This window comes from Microbacterium atlanticum, from assembly GCF_015277815.1.
GTDB lineage: Bacteria > Actinomycetota > Actinomycetes > Actinomycetales > Microbacteriaceae > Microbacterium > Microbacterium atlanticum.
On sequence record NZ_CP063813.1, the window covers coordinates 1,361,640 to 1,381,320 of the forward strand.

The following is a 19,681-nucleotide window of genomic DNA, read 5'->3' on the forward strand; positions in this document are numbered from 1 at the left end:
TTTGATGACGGCGCCCGAGAGCACGAGTCCTCCGCCGCTGGCCCTCTCGGCCCTCGATCGCTCGGGCGAGGAGCGTCTCGTGCCGGGACTGCTGGACGATCTCCGGACGGATGCCGCCACCCGCGTGCTCGTCATCGCCGGCGACCTCGCGCCGCTCTCCGCTCCCGACGCCCTGCGATGGGTGGCGCCGTCGGACGTGCCTGCCGGTGCCGAGTGGGGCTTCCTCGGTCGCGGTCCGGACGGCACCGCGCTGCTGGCGGCGGCGTTCGCCGCACAGGACGAGGAACTGTTCCCCGCCCCGTCGGGCTGGGGAGCGCTGCGGGCTGTTGGCGGGCTGCTGTCGGCGGGCGACGGGAGCGCGTTCGTCGAGGCGCTGAGTCTCGGCCGGTGGCTGGTGGACGCGCCGTACTGCCCGGCGTGCGGCACTCGCACCGTCCTCGGCGACGCCGGGTGGTCGCGGCGGTGCCCGAGCTGCAGCCGCCAGCATTTCCCGCGCACCGATCCCGCAGTGATCGTCGCCATCACGAGCGCCGACGACCCCGACGCGCTGCTCCTCGGATCCAACGCGCTGTGGGCGGCGCAGCGCTTCTCGTGTTTCGCCGGCTTCGTCGAGGCGGGGGAGTCCCTCGAGGCCGCGGTGCGGCGGGAGGTGTTCGAGGAATCCGGCATCACGGTCGGAGCCGTGACCTACCACGGCTCGCAGGCCTGGCCGTACCCGCGCTCGCTCATGGTGGGCTTCCTGGCGGAGGCGCGCGAAGATTCCGCCGCGCGCGCGGACGGCGACGAGATCGCGGCGGTCCGATGGTTCCGTCGCGCCGAGATCGGACGCGCGCTCGCGGGGGAGGGCGACATCGTGCTCCCCGGGCGCGCATCGATCGCGCACCGGCTCATCTCCGACTGGTACGCGGAGCGGGCATGAGCACGGGAGCACTCGCCGGCCTCGACGAGCGACAGCTCGAGGCTGCCACGGCGCTGCGGGGCCCGGTCGTGGTGCTCGCCGGCGCCGGCACCGGCAAGACGCGCGTCATCACGCACCGCATCGCACACGGCGTGGACACCGGCGCGTACTCGCCGCAGCGGGTGATGGCCGTGACCTTCACGACGAAGGCCGCCGGCGAGATGCGCGGGCGCCTGCGTGCGCTGGGGGTCGACGGTGTGTCGGCGCGGACGTTCCATGCCGCGGCGCTGGCCCAGTTGAACTTCTTCTGGCCGACTCTGGCGGGCGACACCGCACCGGCCATCGTCGACAACAAGGTGCGGCTGCTCGCTCATGCCGCCGACGGCATCGGGCTCGACCCCGACGTCGCCACCCTCCGCGACGTCGCCTCCGAGATCGAGTGGCGGAAGGTGTCGATGCTCGGCATCGACGACTACGCCGCCGCTCGTCCGGGCGGGGTGGGCAGGCTGGGGGTCGACCGCGTGGTGGCGCTGCAGCGCGCGTACGAAAGGCTCAAGGACGAGCGGCGCCAGCTCGATTTCGAGGATGTGCTGCTCGCGTGCGCGGGCATGCTCGAGGCCGAGCCCCAGGTCGCCAAGGCGGTTCGTGAGCAGTACCGCCACTTCACGGTCGACGAGTTCCAGGACGTCTCACCGCTGCAGAACCGCCTGCTCGAGCTCTGGCTCGGCGATCGGCGCGATCTCTGCGTCGTGGGGGATGCGAGTCAGACGATCTACTCGTTCGCCGGGGCCGACGCGCGGTTCCTCCTCGAGTTCGCCGCGCGGCACGAGGGAGCGCGGACAGTGCGCCTGGAGACGAACTACCGGTCGGATGCCGCCATCCTCGCCGTCGCGAACGAGCTGATGCGCGGGCGGCCCGGTGCGCTCTCACTCGAGGCGGCGCCAGCGCGCGAGCGCAGCGCGGCGCCGGAGCTCGTGCCGACCGTGACCGCGTTCGAGGACGACCGCGCCGAGGCCCGAGCCGTCGCCGCGCGGATCGCCGATCAGATCGCCGGGGGTGCGGACCCGCGAGACATCGCCGTGCTCTATCGCTCCCACGCCCAGTCGGCCGAGCTCGTCGCCGCGCTGTCAGACGCCGGAGTGGCGACGACGGTGCTGGGCGGGCGCCGCTTCTTCGACCTGCCCGAGGTCCGGCAGGCGGTGATGGAGCTGCGGGCGGCATCCGTCGCGCCGATCGAGAGCGGCTTGGTCGACACGGTGCGCGACATCCTGCGCTCCCGGGGACTCACCGACGAGCCTCCGGCAGCCGGCGGCGCCCTCCGCGACGCGTGGGAGGCGCGGGCTGCCCTGCTGCGCCTTGCGCAGGAGGCGCCCACCGGAACGACCCTGCGCTCGTTCGCCGATGAGCTCACCGCTCGGGCGAAGGTCCACGACGAGCCCGCGCTTCGCACGGTCACCCTTGCGACCCTCCACGCCGCCAAGGGCCTCGAATGGCATCACGTCCATCTCGTCGGCGTCGCGGAGGGGCTGCTCCCGATCTCGTACGCGACGACGTTCGAGCAGGTGGACGAGGAGCGGCGCCTCGCCTACGTCGGCATCACGCGGGCCGGGCGAACGCTGTCGCTGACCTGGGCTCGAGGCGCGCGGGAGCGGCAGCCGTCGCGGTTTCTCCGAGAGATCGGCAGCGGCACTCTGCGTGCGGCCGGTGGAACCGCACGGTCCGGTGCAGGGAGCCGCCGACCAGCGCCACCGAACGCGTCCGGACCGGCGCGGGGTTCCGCGCGCGCTCGGCGATGAGCCGACCCGCCACGATGCCCGCTTCGCACAGCACCGCCGGGTCGGCCGCCACCGGGCGTCCGAGCAGCTGAGCCGCCACGACCGGCCACGATGGATCCGCGTCGGAGCGCGCGGCAGTGACGCACGCGAGGCACGCCGTGCGGCCGGGCTCGACGAACGGGCCCACCTCCGCACCTGCGCCGGTGAGCACGACCGGGATGTGCGCCCGGTCCGCCCCCATGAGGGGCGCGGCAGCGGCCGGAGGAACCACATGAGGCACGATCAGCACAACCGCGGACCCGGGAGGTGTCTGAGACGTCGCATCGAACCGGTGGGCGATGCCGACATCGGCCCCCGATGCCGCCACGCCGGCCGCGACGGCATCGCGCTGGTCGTCGGACACCTGCGCGTCGCACCGCACCGTGACCCGCGGCCGCCGGGGCGGCGCGTCCCGCGCGAGGGCTGCTCGCAGCCGGGCGAGCAGCCGGTTCGCTGCTGCGGGGTCGGGCGCGCCGACCGCCTGCGCGAGCGGCGCGAACGCGGAATCCGGGATGCCTCGCTGGAGCTCGCTGACCACGCGCAGCATCCACTGCTCGGGTTCGGCGAGCACCGCCACCGGCTGAGCGCCGAACTGCAGGACGGTGTCGGTCCGCCACACCGGCGGGTGGGAGGGGTGGAGGCGCAGCATGTCCCGATCCTGCCGCGCGCGGTGGCCCGAGAGTCGTCATCCACAGGAGGAGCCGGAGAACCGGTCTCGGCGGCAGCCTGGGGAGGAGGGGAGACCGCCTGCTCAGACCGGGCGGTGATCGTCCGGTGCGCCGTCGCCGTCGTCGCCGGCGTCGTCGTCGTCGCGGTGGGGCAGACCGCCGGCCAGCAGCCGCGCAAGGGCATCGTCCAGCTCGTCCGGAGCGGGCTCCTCGCCGCGGGCGCGTGCCTCTAGCCGCGCGACGAGTGCGGCGGGATCGTCGATGTCTTCTGCGCCGGGCATGAGGTCGGGGTAGTCCCACAGCGCGTCGCGCGCGCTCGCGCCGACGGCATCCGTCACCGCACGCCACATCGCCGCCGCCTCGCGCATGCGGCGAGGCCGGATCTCGAGCCCCACCAGCGAGCCCAGCGCCTGCTCCGCGGGCCCACCCACGGCGCGGCGACGGCGCACGGCTTCGGCGATGCGCGGCGCGGACGGGAGCCGCGAGGTGGCAGCCTCGGTGACGACCTCGACCCACCCCTCGATGGTCGCCAGCAGATTCTCCAGGCGCGCCAGCGCGGCGTCCTGCGCCTCGGAGCGGGCAGGCAGCAACGCCCCGCTCTCGATCGCGGCGCGCAGCTCATCGGGATTGGACGGATCGAAGCGCGACGCGAGATCTTCGAGCGCGTCGGTGTCGACGTGCACCCCGCGGGCGAAGTCGGTGACCTGCGAGATCACGTGCAGCCGCAGCCAGCGGGCGTGGCGGAACAGCCTCGCGTGGGCGAGCTCGCGCGTCGCGACGTACAGGGCGAGCTGGTCTTCGGGGACCTCGAGGTCGCGCCCGAAGTCGGCGAAGTTCTGCGGCAGGATCGCCGCCTCCCCGTCCGGCATGAGGGGGATGCCCACATCGCCCCCGCTCACGACCTCCTTGGCGAGGCTGCCGACCACCTGGCCGAGCTGCGAGGCGAACAGCGAGCCACCGACGGTGCGCATCAGCCGACCGGCGCCCTGCACCATCGCCTGCATGTCGTCGGGCGCCTGTTCGCTCAGCGCCCTCGTCAGGGCGTCGCCGATGCTCGTCGCGACCGGCTCGGCCAGCTCCTGCCAGACCGGCAGCGTGGCCTCGACCCACCCGCCCCGGGTGATCGTCGCCGGGGGAGTGGGAAGCTCCGAGATCGTCGTCGCCTCGCTGAGCCACAGCGTCGCCAGCGCGAACGCCTGGTCGAGGTCGGTCCGCTGGCCGGCGGTGACGCCGAGGCCCTCCTGATTGGCGATGTGCAGCGCCTGCCGCTGCGCGAGGTCCCACGAGATCCCGCCCTGGTCGGCCCCGGCGAACGCCCCCTGCAGCTGGCGCATCACCGCCTGCATCATGGCGGGGTCGATGTTCATGCCCGACAGCCGCGAGAGCTGCTCCGCGTCGAGATCGCCCCCGGCGCCGCCGAAGAGCTGACGCATGAGCTCCTGGAAGTCGTCCTCGGGACTGCGGTCGTCGTCTGCCACTTCAGTCGCCTTTCAGCCGGTCGGCACCCTCGCGCTCTACGCTAGTCGCAGCATCCGTCGCACTCCCCGGCAGGGACCCCGTACGCCTTACGCCGGTCGCGAACGACCAGCGAATCCACCCCAGGCACGGAAGAGAGGTCCCGCGTGGCCCTGTTCGACGAGAACTCCGCGATCGATCCCGCCCCGCGGCACCGCATGTCGCGCCGGACGGTCGTCGGCGTCTGGGCTCTCGTCGTGGCGATGGTCGCGCTGCTGGCGATCACGTTCCTCCCCACGTCGTACGTGATCCAGCAGCCCGGGCCGGTGTACAACACGCTCGGCACGGCCGAGAACGCCGACGGCGAGGAGGTCCCGCTCATCTCGGTCGAGGGGGCGGAGACGTTCCCGACGGAGGGCGCGCTGGACCTCCTCACCGTCCAGGTGCAGGGAAACCGCGAGCGGACGCCCTCCTGGTTCGAGCTGGCGCTGGCGTGGTTCGACCCGACGAAGGCCGTGCTTCCCATCGATGCGGTGTTCCCGGAGGACCAGACCACGCAGCAGCGCAATGAGCAGAGCGCGGCGATGATGACCGACTCGCAGCACGAGGCGACCGCGGCAGCGCTCACCGAACTCGGATACGACGTCGGCGGGCAGCTCGCGGTCTATTCCGTGATCGACGGGGCCGCCGCCGACGGCGTGCTCGAGCAGGGCGACATCATCCTCGCCGCCGACGGCCAGGAGGTGGCGGATGCCGCCTCCCTCCGCCGCGTCATCAACGACGGCGACGGCGCCCCGGTGGAGTTCGTGGTCGATCGTGGCGGCCAGGAGCAGACCGTCGAGGTGACCCCGGAGGAGGGAACCCTCGACGGCGAGGAGACCTGGCTCATCGGAGTGAACCTCACCACGGACTACGAGTTCCCCATCGACGTGACCATCCAGCTCAACAACGTCGGCGGTCCGAGCGCGGGGATGATGTTCGCGCTGGGGATCATCGACACGCTGACCCCCGGCCAGCTCAACGGCGGCGAACAGGTCGCGGGCACCGGCACCATCTCGGCGGACGGCACGGTCGGACCCATCGGCGGCGTTCGGCAGAAGATGTGGGGAGCGCTGGAGGCCGGGGCCGACTGGTTCCTCGCGCCGGAGCGGAACTGCGACGAGGTCGTCGGGCACATCCCGGGCGATCTGCGCGTCTTCGCGGTCGAGGATCTCGGCGACGCACTGGACGTTCTGGACGCGGTGCGCGGCGACGCCGACGTCGATGCACTGCCGACCTGCACCGCCCGCTGAGCGCGGGCCCGCCGTTCCCGAAACGTTGCCTGTTTCGGAGAGTTCGCCCAGCCAGCACCGGGCAGGCCCCGATCATGCCCCGCCTAGGATGGGATCGTGACCACGACCTCGTCGCCGACTCCGGCCACACCTTCCCGCTCCCGACGCGTCATCGCCATCACCCTCGCGATCATCGCCGCACTGGTGGTGGCCTTCTTCGTGTTCGCCAGCCTCTACGCCGACTGGCTGTGGTACGAGCAGCTGGGCTTCTCGGAGGTGCTGCTGACGCAGTGGGTCGCGCGTGTGATCATGTTCGCGATCGGCTTCCTCGGCATGGCGGTTCCGGTCTGGCTCTCGATCCAGCTGGCCTACCGCCTGCGTCCGGTCTATGCGCGGCTGAGCTCGCAGCTCGACCGCTACCAGGAGGTCGTCGAGCCGCTGCGGCGCCTGGCGATGTGGGGCATCCCGATCTTCTTCGGCTTCTTCGCGGGCTTCGCGGCGTCGGCGCAGTGGGAGACCACATGGCTGTGGTTCAACGGCGTCGCCACCGACACCGTCGACCCCGAGTTCGGCCTCGACACCGGCTTCTACATGTTCGCGATGCCGTTCTGGAGCGCCCTGGTCGGGTTCGCCTCGGCGGTGCTGCTGGTGTGCCTGCTCGTGACGGCGCTCGTGTCGTACCTGTACGGCTCGGTGCGAATCGGCCAGCGGGAGCTGCGCATCTCGAAGTCGGCACGCATCCAGCTCGCGGTGATCGCGGGCCTCTACCTCCTCGTGCAGGGGGTGAGCCTGTGGCTGGACCGGTTCAAGACGCTCGTCGAGTCCGGTGCCGACGGCCGCATCACCGGGCCCGGATACACCGGCGTGAACGCGATCATCCCCGGACAGACGATCCTCGCGTTCGCGGCGGTGATCGTCGCGATCCTGTTCTTCGTGACGGCGATCATCGGCCGCTGGCGCTATCCGCTCATCGCGACGGCGCTGCTGGTGGTCTCGGCCATCGTCGTGGGCGTCGGCTACCCGTGGGTGGTCAACACCTTCCAGGTGCAGCCCAACCGGTTCACGCTGGAAGAGGAGTACTACCAGCGCAACGTCGACATGACGCACGAGGCCTACGGCGTCGCCGGCCTCGAGCAGCAGGACTTCACCGCCGTGACCGATGTCGAGGCCGGTCAGCTCCGCGACGATGCGGCCACCACCGCCCAGGTGCGCATCATGGATCCGGCGATCATCTCGCCGAACATCCGCCAGCTCGAGCAGTACCGCTCCTACTACCAGTTCGCCGATCCCCTCGACGTCGACCGCTACGAGATCGACGGCGTCTCGCAGGACACGATCGTGTCGGTCCGTGAGCTGAACCTCGACCAGCTGGGCAACGCGGCGGACTGGCAGAACTCCGCCGTCGTCTACACGCACGGGTACGGCATCGTCGCAGCCAAGGGCAACGACCGCACCGGCGAGGGCGACCCCGTCTTCCTCGAGCGCGGCATCCCGGCGGCCGGTTTCCTGTCCGACCAGGAGGACTTCCAGCCCCGCGTCTACTTCGGTGAGTTCTCGCCGCCGTACTCGATCGTCGGCGCTCCGGAGGGCGCTGACCCGGTCGAGCTGGACTACCCCTCGGGTGAGGACGGCTCCGGCGAGACGAAGACCACGTTCGACGGTGACGGCGGACCCAGCCTCGGCAGCGTCTTCAACCGGCTCATCTACGCGCTGAAGTTCCAGGCCGAGCAGATCCTGTTCTCGGACTACGTCAACGAGGAGTCGCAGATCCTCTACGACCGCAACCCGCGGGACCGCGTGCAGAAGGTCGCGCCGTACCTGACGCTCGACAACGACGCCTACCCGAGCGTGGTCGACGGGCGCGTCGTGTGGATCGTCGACGGCTACACCCTCAGCTCGAACTACCCGTACTCGTCCACGGTGAGCCTCACCTCGGCGATCTCGGACTCGTCCAACCCCGCACCGCGCTTCGCGCTGGATGACATCAACTACATCCGCAACTCGGTGAAGGCGACCGTCGACGCCTACGACGGCTCGGTCACGCTGTACGCCTGGGACGAGGAGGACCCGGTGCTGCAGTCGTGGCAGAAGGTCTACCCGTCCACGATCAAGCCGATCGATGACATGTCGGCCGAGCTGATGAGCCACGTGCGCTACCCGACCGACCTGTTCAAGGTGCAGCGCACCATCCTGGGCGTCTACCACGTCGACGACGCGCGGTCGTTCTACCAGAGCGACAACCGCTGGCAGACGCCGGCCGATCCGCAGGAGGAGACGCAGCTCCAGCCGCCGTACTACCTCACGATGCAGATGCCCGATCAGGATGAGCCGACGTACTCGATGTTCACGTCGTTCATCCCGGCGGCCACGGCGGGCAACGCCCGCAACGTGCTGATGGGCTATCTCGCGGTGGATTCCAACGCGGGAAGCGAGGCCGGCGTCAAGAGCGAGGACTACGGCAAGCTGCGGATGCTGGTGATCGATGCCGACACCACGGTGCCCGGGCCCGGTCAGGTGCAGAACACGTTCAACTCCGATCCGCTGGTCTCGTCGCAGATCAACCTGCTCAAGCAGGGTCAGTCGGAGGTGCTCAACGGCAACCTGCTGACGCTGCCGGTCGGCGGCGGCCTGCTGTACGTGCAGCCCGTCTTCGTGCAGTCTTCGGCGGGGACCAAGCTGCCCAAGCTCCAGAAGGTGCTGGTGTCGTTCGGTGACGACATCGCCTTCGAGGACACGCTGAACGAGGCGCTGGACACGCTGTTCGGCGGTGACTCGGGTGTGGACGCCGGCGACTCGGACGTGCAGCCGACCCCCGGCGCCACCCCCGCACCGACTCCGGCGCCGACCGAGCCCGGTGAACCCGCGGAGCCGACCGCGCCGACGGACGAGTACCAGGCCGCGCTCCAGGAGGCCCAGCAGGCGATGCTGGAGCGCCAGGCGGCGCTCGAGGCCGGCGACTGGGCCGCCTACGGCGAGGCTGACGAGCGTCTCACGGCTGCCGTCGACAAGCTGATCGAGCTCGGCGCCCCGTAACCGACCGGGGAGCGACGCTCAGGCGGTGATGAGGGCGTACCAGATGAGCAGGAGAGTCACCAGGAATCCCGAGAGCTGGTTGATCCAGAGGAACCGGCGCCATCCGGTCGTCGCGGCCTCGGCGTCGCTGTCGGCGATCGAGCGGTAGGGCCATACCGTGACCAGGTACGGCACGGCGACCAGGGCGGCGAGCGGACCCGGCCACTCGGTGGCGAACATGACGAGTCCCGCCGCCGCGTAACAGGCGAGGGCGAACCGCACCGTCCACCGCGCGCCCCGGGCCGTGGCGATCGACGCGATGCCGGCCTCGCGATCGGCGACCACGTCCTGCACCGCGCCGAAGGCGTGCGAGGCGACGCCCCACAGCGCGAACGCCACGATGAGTGCGACGAGACCGGGGGTCCACACCGCTCCCGCCAGCACGAGGGCGTAGACGGCGGGGGAGAAGAAGTGGATGCTGCTGGTCATCGAATCGAGGAACGGCCGCTCCTTCAGGCGCAGCGGCGGCGCGCTGTAGAACACCACGAAGAAGAGGCTGGCCGCGAGCACCGCCCACGACGCCGGGTCGCCGATGACGATCAGGTACACGACGAACGGCAGGCACGACAGGCCGGCCGCCCACAGGGTGATGCGGTGCAGGCGCCGATCGAGGACGGCACCGTGAGCGCCGCCCTTCCGGGGGTTGCGGAGGTCGGACTCGTAGTCGAAGACGTCGTTGATGCCGTACATCGCAAGGTTGTACGGCACCAGGAAGAACAGCGTGCCGACGACGAGGGTGAGGTCCAGCTGGCGGGTCGTCAGCAGGTACGCCGCTGCGAAGGGGTAGCCGGTGTTGATCCAGCTCACCGGCCGCGACGACACGAACAGCTGGCGCACGACGCCTCCTGCGCGCAGCGGCATGGCGGCGGTCATCTGGCCGCCTCGCGGGACGCGGACCGGGGACGGGCGACGAGCACGAAGACCGCGGGCACGAGGAAGGCGGCGCACAGCGGGTATGCGAAGTCCTCCACGGGGGCGAGGCCGATGCGGACGCCCGAGATGAGGCCCTCGGGGTAGGTGAAGAGGCCGGCGGCGATCATGAGGTTGTCGAAGACAGCGGTCAAGGCGATGAGGATCGCGGCGGCGATGGCGGATGCCGCCATCCGGCGCCCGAACGCCGGACGCGACGCCGTCAGCGCCACGGCGACGGCGGTGAGCGCCAGGAACGGCAGGTTCAGCAGGAGATATGTCATGACCCGGCCTCCGACGCCGAGGCGGCGGCATCCGCTCGGCGCCGCTCGAGCAGGCGCTGAGCGCCGGCCGACGCGACGAGGGCGAGATAGCACAGGAAGGCCAGGAAGACCGGTTCCTCCAGCGGCAGATGCGGTGCGAGATCGATCCCGAGCAGCAGCGGGCTCCCTCCCTTGACGAACACGCCTGCGGCGATCCCGACGGCGTCCCACGCTAGGAAGAAGGCCGTGCCGATGAGAACCGCCGCCGCGGTGCGGCCGGGCGACCGCCACGCCATCAGCCGCCAGCGTCGGTCGATCAGCAGGACGCCCGCTGCGGAGGCGAGGATGGCGGTCAGATAGAGGCCCGGCACCCTCATACTCTCGCAGGTTCGGCGAGCGGACCGGGGGAGCGGTCGCCCCGGAGCCGCTTGACGATGAGCTCCGCCGAGATGAGGCACATGGGAAGGCCGATGCCCGGCAGGGTCGACGCGCCGACGTACGCGAGCCCGTCGACGGCGCGCGATGCGTTGCGCGGGCGGAAGACCGCGCTCTGTCCGAGGGTGTGGGCCAGGCCGAGGGCGTTGCCACGCCAGGCGCCGAGCTCGGCGGCGAAGTCGCCGGGGGCGACGGTGCGGCGCACGACGATGCGGTCCGCGAGGTCGGGAACCCCGCACCACTGCGCGATCTGGGAGATGACCCGGTCGGCTGCCGCTTCGATGCGCGCGTCGCCGTCGCCCTCGACGCCGCCGCGTCCGAGCGACGGGTCCGCCGGCACGGGCACCAGGACGAAGAGGTTCTCGTGCCCCGCCGGTGCGACGGTCTGGTCCGTCGCGCTCGGCCGGCAGACGTACACGGAGGCCGGGTCGGGGATCCTCGGGCGAGACCCGAAGATGTCGTCGAAGTTCGCCTTCCAGTCGCGCGTGAACAGCAGCGTGTGGTGCGCGAGCTGCGGGAGGGCGCCCTCCACGCCGACCATCACCAGGAGGGCGCCGGGACTCGGTGTGCGCGAAGCCCACCACTTCTCGGGATACGTCTGCTGCGCGGGGGGGAGCAGCGTCGTCTCGGTGTGGTGCAGGTCGGCACCCGACACCACGAGGTCAGCGGTGAGGCGCCGCCCGTCGGCGAGCTCGACGCCGGTCGCGCGGCGCCCCTCCGTCGTGATCGCGGTCACGCGGGCTCCGGTCTCGATCGCGACGCCGGATGCCGCGGCCAGGCGCGCCACGGCTCGGATGATCTCGGTGAACCCGCCGCGCGGGTAGAGCACGTGCTCGTCGAGGTCGAGGTGGCTCATCAGGTGGTAGAGGCTCGGCACCCCGTACGGCGAGCCGCCGAGGAACACCGCCGGATACTCGAGGATCTGACGCAGCCGGGGGTCGGCGAACCTGCTGTCGACGTGGCGCGCGAGCGTCCGGGTGAGAAGGGGCGCCAGCCGGGGCATCCGCCGGAGCAGAGCGGGGTCGCGCAGCCCGGCCGTCGTCTCGTACGTGTCGTAGAGGAACCTGGTCACGGCGAGGTCGTACGCGTCGGCGGCGGAGTCGAGGTACGCGTCCAGCCGCGCGCCCGCGCCGGGCTCGACGCTCTCGAACAGCGCCGTGACCTCCGCGCGCCCGGAGCGGACGTCGAGGGGCCCGAGCCCGGTCGCGGGGTCGGAGTAGACGCGGTAGGCAGGGTCCAGCGGAACGAGATCGAGCTCATCGGCGGCCGTCGTGCCCAGCAGCCGGAAGAAGTGGTCGAAGACCTCCGGCATGAGGTACCAGCTCGGGCCGGTGTCGAAGCGGAAGCCGTCCTGCTCCCACGAGCCGGCGCGTCCCCCGAGCTCGTCACGAGCTTCCAGCAGCCGGACCTCCCAGCCCTCCGACGCCAGCAGCGCGCCGGCGGCGAGCCCGCCGATCCCCCCGCCGATCACGATCGCACGGCGCGCTCCGCCGTTTCGGATCATGCGCGGACCTCCTTCGGCGCGAAGCCGAGCATCGCGCGCGCGGCCAGGCGCGCCTTGACCGTGTCGGGCACCCGCACCCGCTTCGGGCCGCCCTCGGATGCCCGGAGCCGTCGCGCCAGCTCCGCGAACAGGTCGTGGGCGGCCGTGACCGCGCGCCGGCAGTCGGCAGGAAGCTCCGGGATCACGGCGGCAGCTGCGCCCAGATCGGCGTCGATCCGGTCGAGCACTGCCGCGCGGTCGCCCGCCGGGGTCGAGAGGCCCAGGTAGTCCCGGCCGAGCCGCGAGCGGTCGTCGTCCAGGTCGCGAAGGAAGTTCACGTCCTGGAAGGCCGCTCCCAGCCGCCGTGCCCCGTCGACGAGACGGGGTGCGGGATCGACCGGATGCCGCGACCCCGCGTTGACGAAGACCTGGAGGCACATCAGCCCGATCACCTCGGCCGAGCCGTAGACGTACTCGTCGTGCGACGCCGCGTCGTGGCTCGTGACCTCGAGGTCGGCTCGCATGGAGGCGAAGAAGGGCGTGATGAGGTCTGCGCCGATCCCGCACTCCCGCGCCGTGCGGGCGAAGGCGTGGAGCACCAGGTTCGTGCTGAACCCACGGTCGATCGCGGCGAAGCACTCACGCTCGAGCTGATCGAGCACCGCTGCGGTCTCGTGCGGCGAGAGGCCCGCCTCCTGTGCGGGGCCGTCGACGACCTCGTCGGCCACGCGCGCGAGGGCGTAGACGTTGCGCACGTGCGGCCGCGGGCGCGCGCCGAGCATGCGGCACGCAAGGCCGAACGATGTCGAATACCGGCTGATGACGGCCGCCGCGGCGTCTTCGGCTGTCCGGTCGTACAGCGAGAGCCCGGTCACCGCCTGCTGCCTGGTGGCCTTCACGGGATCCTTCCCTCGATGCGGTCGGCCAGCGTGCGCAACAGGGCGCCCGCGCGCTCCGGCAGTGCCGGGTCATGCGAGGCCGCGCGCGTGTCGTCCAGCGTCTCGGCGATGAGGCCGACGAGCCGGTCCCTCGCGCCGGTGGCCTCCAGCACGAGTTGCGCCTCGCGCACGGCGACCGGGCCGGTGCGCGCGAGCGCGAGCGCCTGGTCGACGCCGGGCGCGGCATCCGTCTCCCTCGCCAGCGCCACCAGCGGGGTCCGCTTGGTCTCGCGTAGGTCCGGCCCGCAGTCGCGTCCCGTCTGCGCCGACGTGCCGAACGCGCCGATGAGGTCGTCGACGAGCTGGAACGCCAGCCCGAGGCGTCCTCCGGCATCGCCGAGCACGCGCAGGGCGTCGGGGTCGGCCCCGCCGAGGAGGGCCCCTGCTTGCAGCGGGGCGCGGAAGGAATAGACAGCGGTCTTGTTGAAGGCCGTGTCGAGGGTCTCGGCCCGAGACGGGAAGGCCGAGGTGACGCTGTTCTCCACGTCGGCCAGTTCGCCCGCGGCAGACACGAGGACGGCATCGTCGAGCAGCGTCAGCAGCCGGTCCTTCGTCGCCTCGTCGGTGTGGGCCATCGCGACGAGCCGGAACGCCTCGTGCAGGAGGATGTCTCCGGCGAGGATCGCCGCAGCGTCGCCCAGGTGGGCCGCGCCATCGGCGTCCGCGCCGTTCGTGCGGCCCCGCCGGCGGAACTCGCCGGCCACGTTGGGCACGCCGCGTCGCTCGATGTCGTGGTCGATCACGTCGTCGTGTACCACGAACGCCGTGTGCAGCAGCTCGAACGCGGCGGCGACCGACAGGGCCGCCGACGCGTGCGCGTCGCCGGTGCGGAACGCGTCGAACGACGCGGTCACCAGCGCCGGGCGGAACCGCTTCCCCCCCTGGGCGGCACGCGTGATGGCGTCGGCGAGGGCACCGAAACCCGGACCCAGCTCGGCGGCGCGCTCTCGGATCCGCGTGAGCGAGCCGTCGATCGCGATGCCGACGCCGGGGTCCTCCGGGCCGATGATCATGACGCCCTTCGCTGACGCGCCGGCGCGTCGAAGAGGTGCAGCTGCTGCGCCTGCAGGACGAGCCAGGGGCTGAACGCCCACGGCGTGGCTTCCAGCGATGTCGCAAGGTCGGCGGGCTCGACCCACCGGGCGTCCAGCGCCTCCAGAGGGTTGAGGACCGGCTCGTCGTCGGTGTACGCGATGTAGACCGGGCACACCTCGTGCTCGACGATGCCGTTCGCGTCGGTGGCGCGGTAGCGGAACAGGGGGAGCGCCACGCGCAGGTCCCGGAGGGTCAGCCCCAGTTCGACGTCGGCGTGGCGACGGACGGCCGAGATGACCGGCTCGGCCGGCCGCGGGTGGCCGCAGAAGGAGTTCGTCCAGACGCCGGGCCACGTGCGCTTCGCGAGCGCGCGACGGGTGATGAGCACCTGACCCTCGCTGTTGAGCACATGGCACGAGAAGGCCAGGTGAAGGGCGGTGTCGGGACCGTGGACGCTAGACTTCGGGGCGGTTCCGATGGCCCGGCCCTCGTCATCGAGCAGCACCACATGGTCGGTGTCCGTCATCGGCAAGCTCCTCTCAATCGCTAGCTTAGCTAGCGAATTATTGAGTGTGATGCTACAACGGGATGGAGGTGAACGTCCACGATGTCAGAGCCCTGGGTTCCGCAGACGATGCACGACCACGCCGTGCTGCGCGTGCTCACGTCCATTCGTAGCATGAGCGACGCCATGGAGCGCATGCACAGCGGCATGAAGGGCGACATGGCGATGAACGCCTCGGACCTCGCTGCGCTTCGCCTGCTCGTCGTCAGGGAGCGCACCGGTCGTCCCGTCAGCCCCCGGGACATCGCGCAGCACCTCCGCATCACGACCGCGTCGACGACCAAGCTGCTGGACCGGCTGGTGGAGTCCGGTCACGTCGAGCGCCGTCCGCATCCGAGCGACCGTCGCGGCCGGGTCGTCGTGCTGACCGATGCGGCGCGGGCCGCATTCTTCCGCGTCTTCGGCGAGCGCCTCCGCGCCATGCGGGAGGTCGCCATGGGGTATGACGAGGGCGAGCTGGACGTGATCGCCCGGTTCCTCGACGACCTCGGAGAGGCCATGGATCCGCCCGACGTCGCTGCGCCGCAGGCTCCGGCGCCCGCGGTGTGACCGGTCCGAACGAGAAAGGGCGTCCCCTGTCGGGGACGCCCTTTCTTCTTCTCTGTTGCGGGGACAGGATTTGAACCTGCGACCTCTGGGTTATGAGCCCAGCGAGCTACCGAGCTGCTCCACCCCGCGGCACAAGACAAGAGCCTAGCACGGATCCCGAGCGGGTCTCGCCACCGTCCGGCGCGGCTTGCCGCAGCCGAAGCCGCACGACAGGATGAGCGCATGTCTGATCGTCCCGAATCCGACGCCGTGGGTCGCGACGAGACACGCGAGGAGCGCGCCGACCGGAACTGGAATGAGGTGCTCCAGGAACTGCGGGTCCTTCAGACGGGCACGCAGATCCTCACCGGCTTCCTGCTCGCGCTGGCATTCCAGCCCGCCTTCGCCGATCTCACCGGCGGCCAGCGAGCGGTCTATCTGACCCTCGTGGTGCTCGCGGCCCTGAGCTCGATCATCGCGCTCGCCCCCGTTGCCCTGCACCGTGTGGTGTTCCAGCAGGGGGCCAAGCCCGCCGTCGTGCGCTACGGTCACGTCGCGCTCATCACCGCGCTGCTGACGGTGTCGGTGCTGATGGTGGGCGTCGTCGCGTTCGTGTTCGACGTCGTCGTGGGCGGATCCGCGTTCTGGTGGGCTCTCATCGCCCTCGCCGTGGTGATCCTCGCGCTGTGGGTCCTCGTCCCCGCCGTCATCCGCGCCCGCGCCAGAGAGAAGGCGAGCCCACGATGACCGAGGCGCTGGGAGTCGGCGTCGCCCAGTTCGCGCCGACCGCGGATGCCACGGCGAACCGGGAGGCGATCGCGCAGCTGGCGGCCACCGCGGCCGGCAGGGGTGCACGCGTCGTGGTGTTCCCCGAGTACTCCAGCTACTTCGTCGACCCCTTCGACGAGTCGCTCGCGCACAACGCCGAGGAGCTCGACGGCGCGTTCGTGACGGAGCTGCGCCGCATCGCGTCCCGGCACGACATCCTCGTGGTCGCGGGCCTGCTGGAGCGCGCGAGCGACCGCGAGCGGGTGCGCAACACCGTCGTCGCCGTCGACGCGAAAGGTCTGCAGGCGCACTACCGCAAGCTGCATCTGTACGACGCCTTCGGGCAGCGGGAGTCCGACTGGGTCGAGGCGGGAGATCCGGCCGAGCCGCAGACGTTCGGCTGCGGCGGGCTCACCTTCGGACTGATGACCTGCTACGACCTGCGCTTCCCCGAAGTCGGGCGGGTGCTCGTGGACGCCGGCGCCGAGGTGTTCGCCGTGCCGGCCGAGTGGGTGCGCGGGCCGCTCAAGGAGCACCACTGGCGGACCCTGCTGCACGCACGGGCCATCGAGAACACCGTGTTCGTGGCCGCCGCCGATCACCCTCCGCCGCTCGGGGTGGGGCACTCCCTCATCGTCGACCCGCAGGGTATGGAGGTGGCCGCCGTCGGCACGTCGACCGACGTGGCGGTCGCACATCTCGACATCGGAGCGATCGAGCGCGTGCGCCGGGTCAATCCGGCGCTGCGCCTGCGGCGCTTCGGGGTGAGTCCGCGCTGACAGGTCAGCGGAGTGCGGCGAGGCGGGATGCCGCCTCTTCGAGCACCTCGACGCGCTTGCAGGCTGCGAAGCGGAGAAGGGTCGCGTACTGCCCGCGGCCCGCCGGTGACGCGAACGCGGTGAGCGGTATCGCCACCACGCCGGCACGCTCGGGAAGCTCGCGGCAGAACGCCGCGGCATCCGTCGCTCCCAATGGTGCCGCGTCGGCCACCGTGAAGTACGTGCCGGCGGGCGTCGAGACCTCGAGCCCCGCTGCACGCAGGCCCGCGCCGAGCAGGTCGCGTCTGACGCGGAGCGCGTCGGCGATGCCCTGGAAGAACGCATCGGGGAGACGGAGCCCCGCGGCGATCGCTGGCTGGAAGGCGCTGCCGTTGACATAGGTGAGGTACTGCTTGACGGCGAGCACCGCGTCCACGAGGGGCGCGGGCCCCGTCACCCACCCGATCTTCCAGCCGGTGGTGGAGAACGTCTTGCCGCCGGACGAGATGGTGAGGGTGCGCTCCCACGCGCCGGGAAGCGTCGCGAGCGGAACGTGCGCGCTGTCGAAGACGAGATGCTCGTAGACCTCGTCGGTGACGATCAGGGCGTCGTGACGGTCAGCGAGCCGGACGATCTCGTCACGCACCTCCGCGCTGAAGACCGCGCCTGTGGGATTGTGGGGGTCGTTCACCAGGATGATCCTGGTGCGGTCGGTGACCGCGGACCGCAGCTCGTCCAGGTCGGGCTGGAACGCCGGCCAGCGCAGCGGCACCGGCACGAGCCGGGCGCCGGCGAGGGCGGCGACGGCGGCGTAGGAGTCGTAGTACGGCTCGAAGACGACCACCTCGTCGTCTGATCCGTCCACGAGGCCGAGCAGCGCCGCCGCGAGAGCTTCGGTCGCCCCTGCCGTGACCAGGGCGTTGCGGGACGGATCGAGGTGGAGTCCGTAGAACCGCTGCTGGTGCTCCGCAACGGCGTCGAGCAGGTCCGGCAGGCCCCGTCCCGGTGGATACTGGTTCACCCCCTGGGCGATCGCGTCGCGAGCGGCCTCCAGGACTTCGCTCGGGCCGTCCTCGTCCGGGAAGCCCTGTCCGAGGTTGATGGCGCCCGTCCGCGCCGCGAGCGCCGACATCTCGGCGAAGATGGTGGGGTGGATCGACCCGTCCGAGCCGACGAGTCCGGCACCGGCGGCCGTGCGGTGCCACGCTCCGGGGATCTGTCGCATCGCTTCACCGTACCGGGCGGGCTCATCCCCGTTGCATAGGCGAGTCCCATTCCCGACATAAGAAACGCACAGCATCGGTGGGCACAGTGGTGAGTGCTTGGCAGAAGGAGCAATCATGAGCGACACCCAGGGCGACCGCCCGGAAGACCACGTCCCCGCAGACCCGTCGACCACGCCCGGCGAGGCCCCGACGCAGCCCGCCGTCCCGGCACAGTCCGCGGCCGAGGCCGCCGCTCAGCACCGCACGCCCGCCCAGCCGACGGCGCCGACCCAGCCCCTGCCGCCCGCGGGGTACCCGACGGGCGCCCACGCGTATGCCCGGCCGCAGGGGTACGCGGGCCAGCCGGCCGCATATCCCTCGTACGCCGGACAGCCCCGCAAGACGTCGTCGGGTGCGGGCAAGGTCGTCGGCCTCATCGTCGCCGCCGCCATCGTCGGCGGCGCTGCCGGGCTCGGCGGCTCGTACGCCGGCGTGAACTGGTTCACCCCGGCGGCGACCTCGCCGGCCGCCGGCCCCGGCACCGTCACGGTGAACGACACCGATTCGGTCAACGAGACCACCGGCATCGCGGCCAAGGTCGTGCCGAGCGTCGTCACCATCGCCGCCTCGAGCTCGGCGGGCGCCGGCACCGGATCCGGTGTCGTCCTGACCGAGGACGGCTACGTGGTCACGAACACCCACGTGGTGACGCTCGACGGCGCGACCGGCGACGCCCAGGTGCGGGTGACCACCGCCGACGGCCGCGTGTACGACGCCGAGATCGTCGGCACCGACCCGCTGTACGACCTCGCGGTCCTCAAGCTGCAGGACGCCGAAGGCCTGAGCCCCATCGAGTTCGCCGACTCCAGCGACCTCAACGTGGGCGACACCACCGTGGCCGTCGGTGCGCCGCTCGGGCTGGCGAACTCGGTCACCGAGGGCATCGTGAGCGCGCTCAACCGCTCGATCCAGATCGCCTCCGCCGCCGCTCCCGACAGCGGGGACGACGCGCCGGAACAGCCCGAGGAGAACGGTCAGCAGGGTCCCTTCCGCTTCGACTTCGGGCAGGGCGACCAGCAGGCGCCGGCCGGCGAGAGCATCTCCATCGCGGTGATCCAGACCGACGCGGCGATCAACCCCGGCAACTCCGGGGGCGCGCTCGTCGACTCCGACGGCAGGCTCATCGGCATCAACGTCGCCATCGCGACCGCCGGCGGCACCTCCTCGGAGGGCTCCGGCTCGATCGGCGTCGGATTCTCCATCCCGTCCGACATCGTCCAGCGCATCACCGACGAGCTCATCGAGAACGGTGAGGCCACGCATGGTCTCCTGGGCGCGACCGTGCGGCCCGCGGCATCCGTCGAAGGGTCCACCATCACCGGCGCCTACATCAACGAGGTCAGCGACGGCGGGGCCGCGGCGGCTGCGGGACTGACCGCAGGCGACGTGGTCACCGGCTTCAACGGCATCCCCGTCACCGACGCGACTGACCTGACCGCGCAGGTGCGCGGTCAAGCGGCGGGCAGCGAGGCGGAGGTCACCTTCGTCCGCGACGGCGAGACGCAGACCGTCACCGTGACCCTCGGAACACTCGAGCAGTAGGTCGACGGCTCCAG

General features: G+C 71.4%; 17 protein-coding genes and 1 tRNA gene. 8 read left to right on the top strand and 10 right to left on the bottom strand.

From position 1 onward, the window contains the following. Nucleotides 1-4 precede the first annotated feature (4 nt). Both nudC and IR212_RS06030 read left to right on the top strand, forming a co-directional pair. Nucleotides 5-919, top strand: coding sequence for an NAD(+) diphosphatase (gene nudC, locus IR212_RS06025; RefSeq protein ID WP_194398040.1), 915 nt, complete (start codon nucleotides 5-7; stop codon nucleotides 917-919). After that, nucleotides 916-2,694 (top strand): ATP-dependent helicase, encoded by a 1,779-nt coding sequence (locus IR212_RS06030; protein WP_194398041.1) that lies wholly within the window; start codon nucleotides 916-918, stop codon nucleotides 2,692-2,694. The genes nudC and IR212_RS06030 overlap by 4 nt, the downstream gene beginning before the upstream one ends. Before the next feature lie 769 nt (nucleotides 2,695-3,463). Here the strand turns inward: IR212_RS06030 and IR212_RS06035 are convergent. Next, a complete protein-coding gene (locus IR212_RS06035) occupies nucleotides 3,464-4,858 on the bottom strand; it encodes a zinc-dependent metalloprotease (protein WP_228479508.1) in 1,395 nt (464 codons plus the stop codon). 144 nt (nucleotides 4,859-5,002) lie between these two features. Between IR212_RS06035 and IR212_RS06040 the strand changes: the two genes are divergently transcribed. Both IR212_RS06040 and IR212_RS06045 read left to right on the top strand, forming a co-directional pair. Then, complete coding sequence (locus IR212_RS06040) at nucleotides 5,003-6,127, top strand: YlbL family protein (protein ID WP_194398042.1); 1,125 nt, start codon at nucleotides 5,003-5,005, stop codon at nucleotides 6,125-6,127. Between the two features lie 96 nt (nucleotides 6,128-6,223). Then, nucleotides 6,224-9,139 (top strand): UPF0182 family membrane protein, encoded by a 2,916-nt coding sequence (locus IR212_RS06045; protein ID WP_194398043.1) that lies wholly within the window; start codon nucleotides 6,224-6,226, stop codon nucleotides 9,137-9,139. An 18-nt stretch (nucleotides 9,140-9,157) separates the two neighbouring features. Here the strand turns inward: IR212_RS06045 and IR212_RS06050 are convergent, their stop codons facing one another. From IR212_RS06050 to idi, 7 genes are read right to left on the bottom strand one after another with little or no spacing between them, the layout of a single operon-like run. Then, the gene (locus IR212_RS06050; RefSeq protein ID WP_194398044.1) at nucleotides 9,158-10,051 is read right to left on the bottom strand and encodes a prenyltransferase; all 894 of its coding nucleotides are present in this window, start codon (nucleotides 10,049-10,051) and stop codon (nucleotides 9,158-9,160) included. Further along, on the bottom strand, nucleotides 10,048-10,371 hold the full coding sequence (locus tag IR212_RS06055; RefSeq protein WP_194398045.1) for a lycopene cyclase domain-containing protein: 324 nt from the start codon (nucleotides 10,369-10,371) through the stop codon (nucleotides 10,048-10,050). The genes IR212_RS06050 and IR212_RS06055 overlap by 4 nt, the downstream gene beginning before the upstream one ends. After that, nucleotides 10,368-10,721, bottom strand: coding sequence for a lycopene cyclase domain-containing protein (locus tag IR212_RS06060; protein WP_194398046.1), 354 nt, complete (start codon nucleotides 10,719-10,721; stop codon nucleotides 10,368-10,370). Before IR212_RS06060 ends, IR212_RS06055 begins: the two co-directional genes overlap by 4 nt. Before the next feature lie 2 nt (nucleotides 10,722-10,723). After that, on the bottom strand, nucleotides 10,724-12,289 hold the full coding sequence (crtI, locus tag IR212_RS06065) for a phytoene desaturase family protein (RefSeq protein ID WP_194398047.1): 1,566 nt from the start codon (nucleotides 12,287-12,289) through the stop codon (nucleotides 10,724-10,726). Continuing rightward, nucleotides 12,286-13,167, bottom strand: a complete 882-nt coding sequence (locus tag IR212_RS06070) for a phytoene/squalene synthase family protein (RefSeq protein ID WP_420488618.1) — start codon at nucleotides 13,165-13,167, stop codon at nucleotides 12,286-12,288. The genes crtI and IR212_RS06070 overlap by 4 nt, the downstream gene beginning before the upstream one ends. Further along, nucleotides 13,164-14,219, bottom strand: coding sequence for a polyprenyl synthetase family protein (locus tag IR212_RS06075; RefSeq protein WP_194398048.1), 1,056 nt, complete (start codon nucleotides 14,217-14,219; stop codon nucleotides 13,164-13,166). Before IR212_RS06075 ends, IR212_RS06070 begins: the two co-directional genes overlap by 4 nt. Beyond that, complete coding sequence (gene idi, locus IR212_RS06080) at nucleotides 14,216-14,767, bottom strand: isopentenyl-diphosphate Delta-isomerase (RefSeq protein ID WP_194398049.1); 552 nt, start codon at nucleotides 14,765-14,767, stop codon at nucleotides 14,216-14,218. The genes IR212_RS06075 and idi overlap by 4 nt, the downstream gene beginning before the upstream one ends. An 81-nt stretch (nucleotides 14,768-14,848) precedes the next feature. Here idi and IR212_RS06085 point away from each other — a divergent pair, with 81 nt between their 5' ends. Further along, nucleotides 14,849-15,355, top strand: a complete 507-nt coding sequence (locus IR212_RS06085; protein WP_194398050.1) for a MarR family winged helix-turn-helix transcriptional regulator — start codon at nucleotides 14,849-14,851, stop codon at nucleotides 15,353-15,355. Nucleotides 15,356-15,410: 55 nt separating this feature from the next. Here IR212_RS06085 and IR212_RS06090 read toward each other — a convergent pair. Beyond that, nucleotides 15,411-15,484: transfer RNA gene (locus IR212_RS06090), tRNA-Met, on the bottom strand. A gap of 93 nt (nucleotides 15,485-15,577) precedes the next feature. On the opposite strand from IR212_RS06090, the gene IR212_RS06095 reads away from it, so the two are divergent. Both IR212_RS06095 and IR212_RS06100 read left to right on the top strand, forming a co-directional pair. Continuing rightward, nucleotides 15,578-16,081: a DUF6328 family protein gene (locus tag IR212_RS06095; protein ID WP_194398051.1), complete on the top strand. Its 504-nt coding sequence runs from the start codon at nucleotides 15,578-15,580 to the stop codon at nucleotides 16,079-16,081. Next, a complete protein-coding gene (locus IR212_RS06100; RefSeq protein WP_194398052.1) occupies nucleotides 16,078-16,881 on the top strand; it encodes a carbon-nitrogen hydrolase family protein in 804 nt (267 codons plus the stop codon). Before IR212_RS06095 ends, IR212_RS06100 begins: the two co-directional genes overlap by 4 nt. Before the next feature lie 4 nt (nucleotides 16,882-16,885). On the opposite strand, the gene IR212_RS06105 is transcribed toward IR212_RS06100, so the two are convergent. Then, nucleotides 16,886-18,085: an aminotransferase class I/II-fold pyridoxal phosphate-dependent enzyme gene (locus IR212_RS06105; RefSeq protein ID WP_194398053.1), complete on the bottom strand. Its 1,200-nt coding sequence runs from the start codon at nucleotides 18,083-18,085 to the stop codon at nucleotides 16,886-16,888. Between the two features lie 115 nt (nucleotides 18,086-18,200). Here IR212_RS06105 and IR212_RS06110 point away from each other — a divergent pair, with 115 nt between their 5' ends. Beyond that, the gene (locus IR212_RS06110) at nucleotides 18,201-19,667 is read left to right on the top strand and encodes a S1C family serine protease (RefSeq protein WP_194398054.1); all 1,467 of its coding nucleotides are present in this window, start codon (nucleotides 18,201-18,203) and stop codon (nucleotides 19,665-19,667) included. Nucleotides 19,668-19,681: the final 14 nt, after the last annotated feature.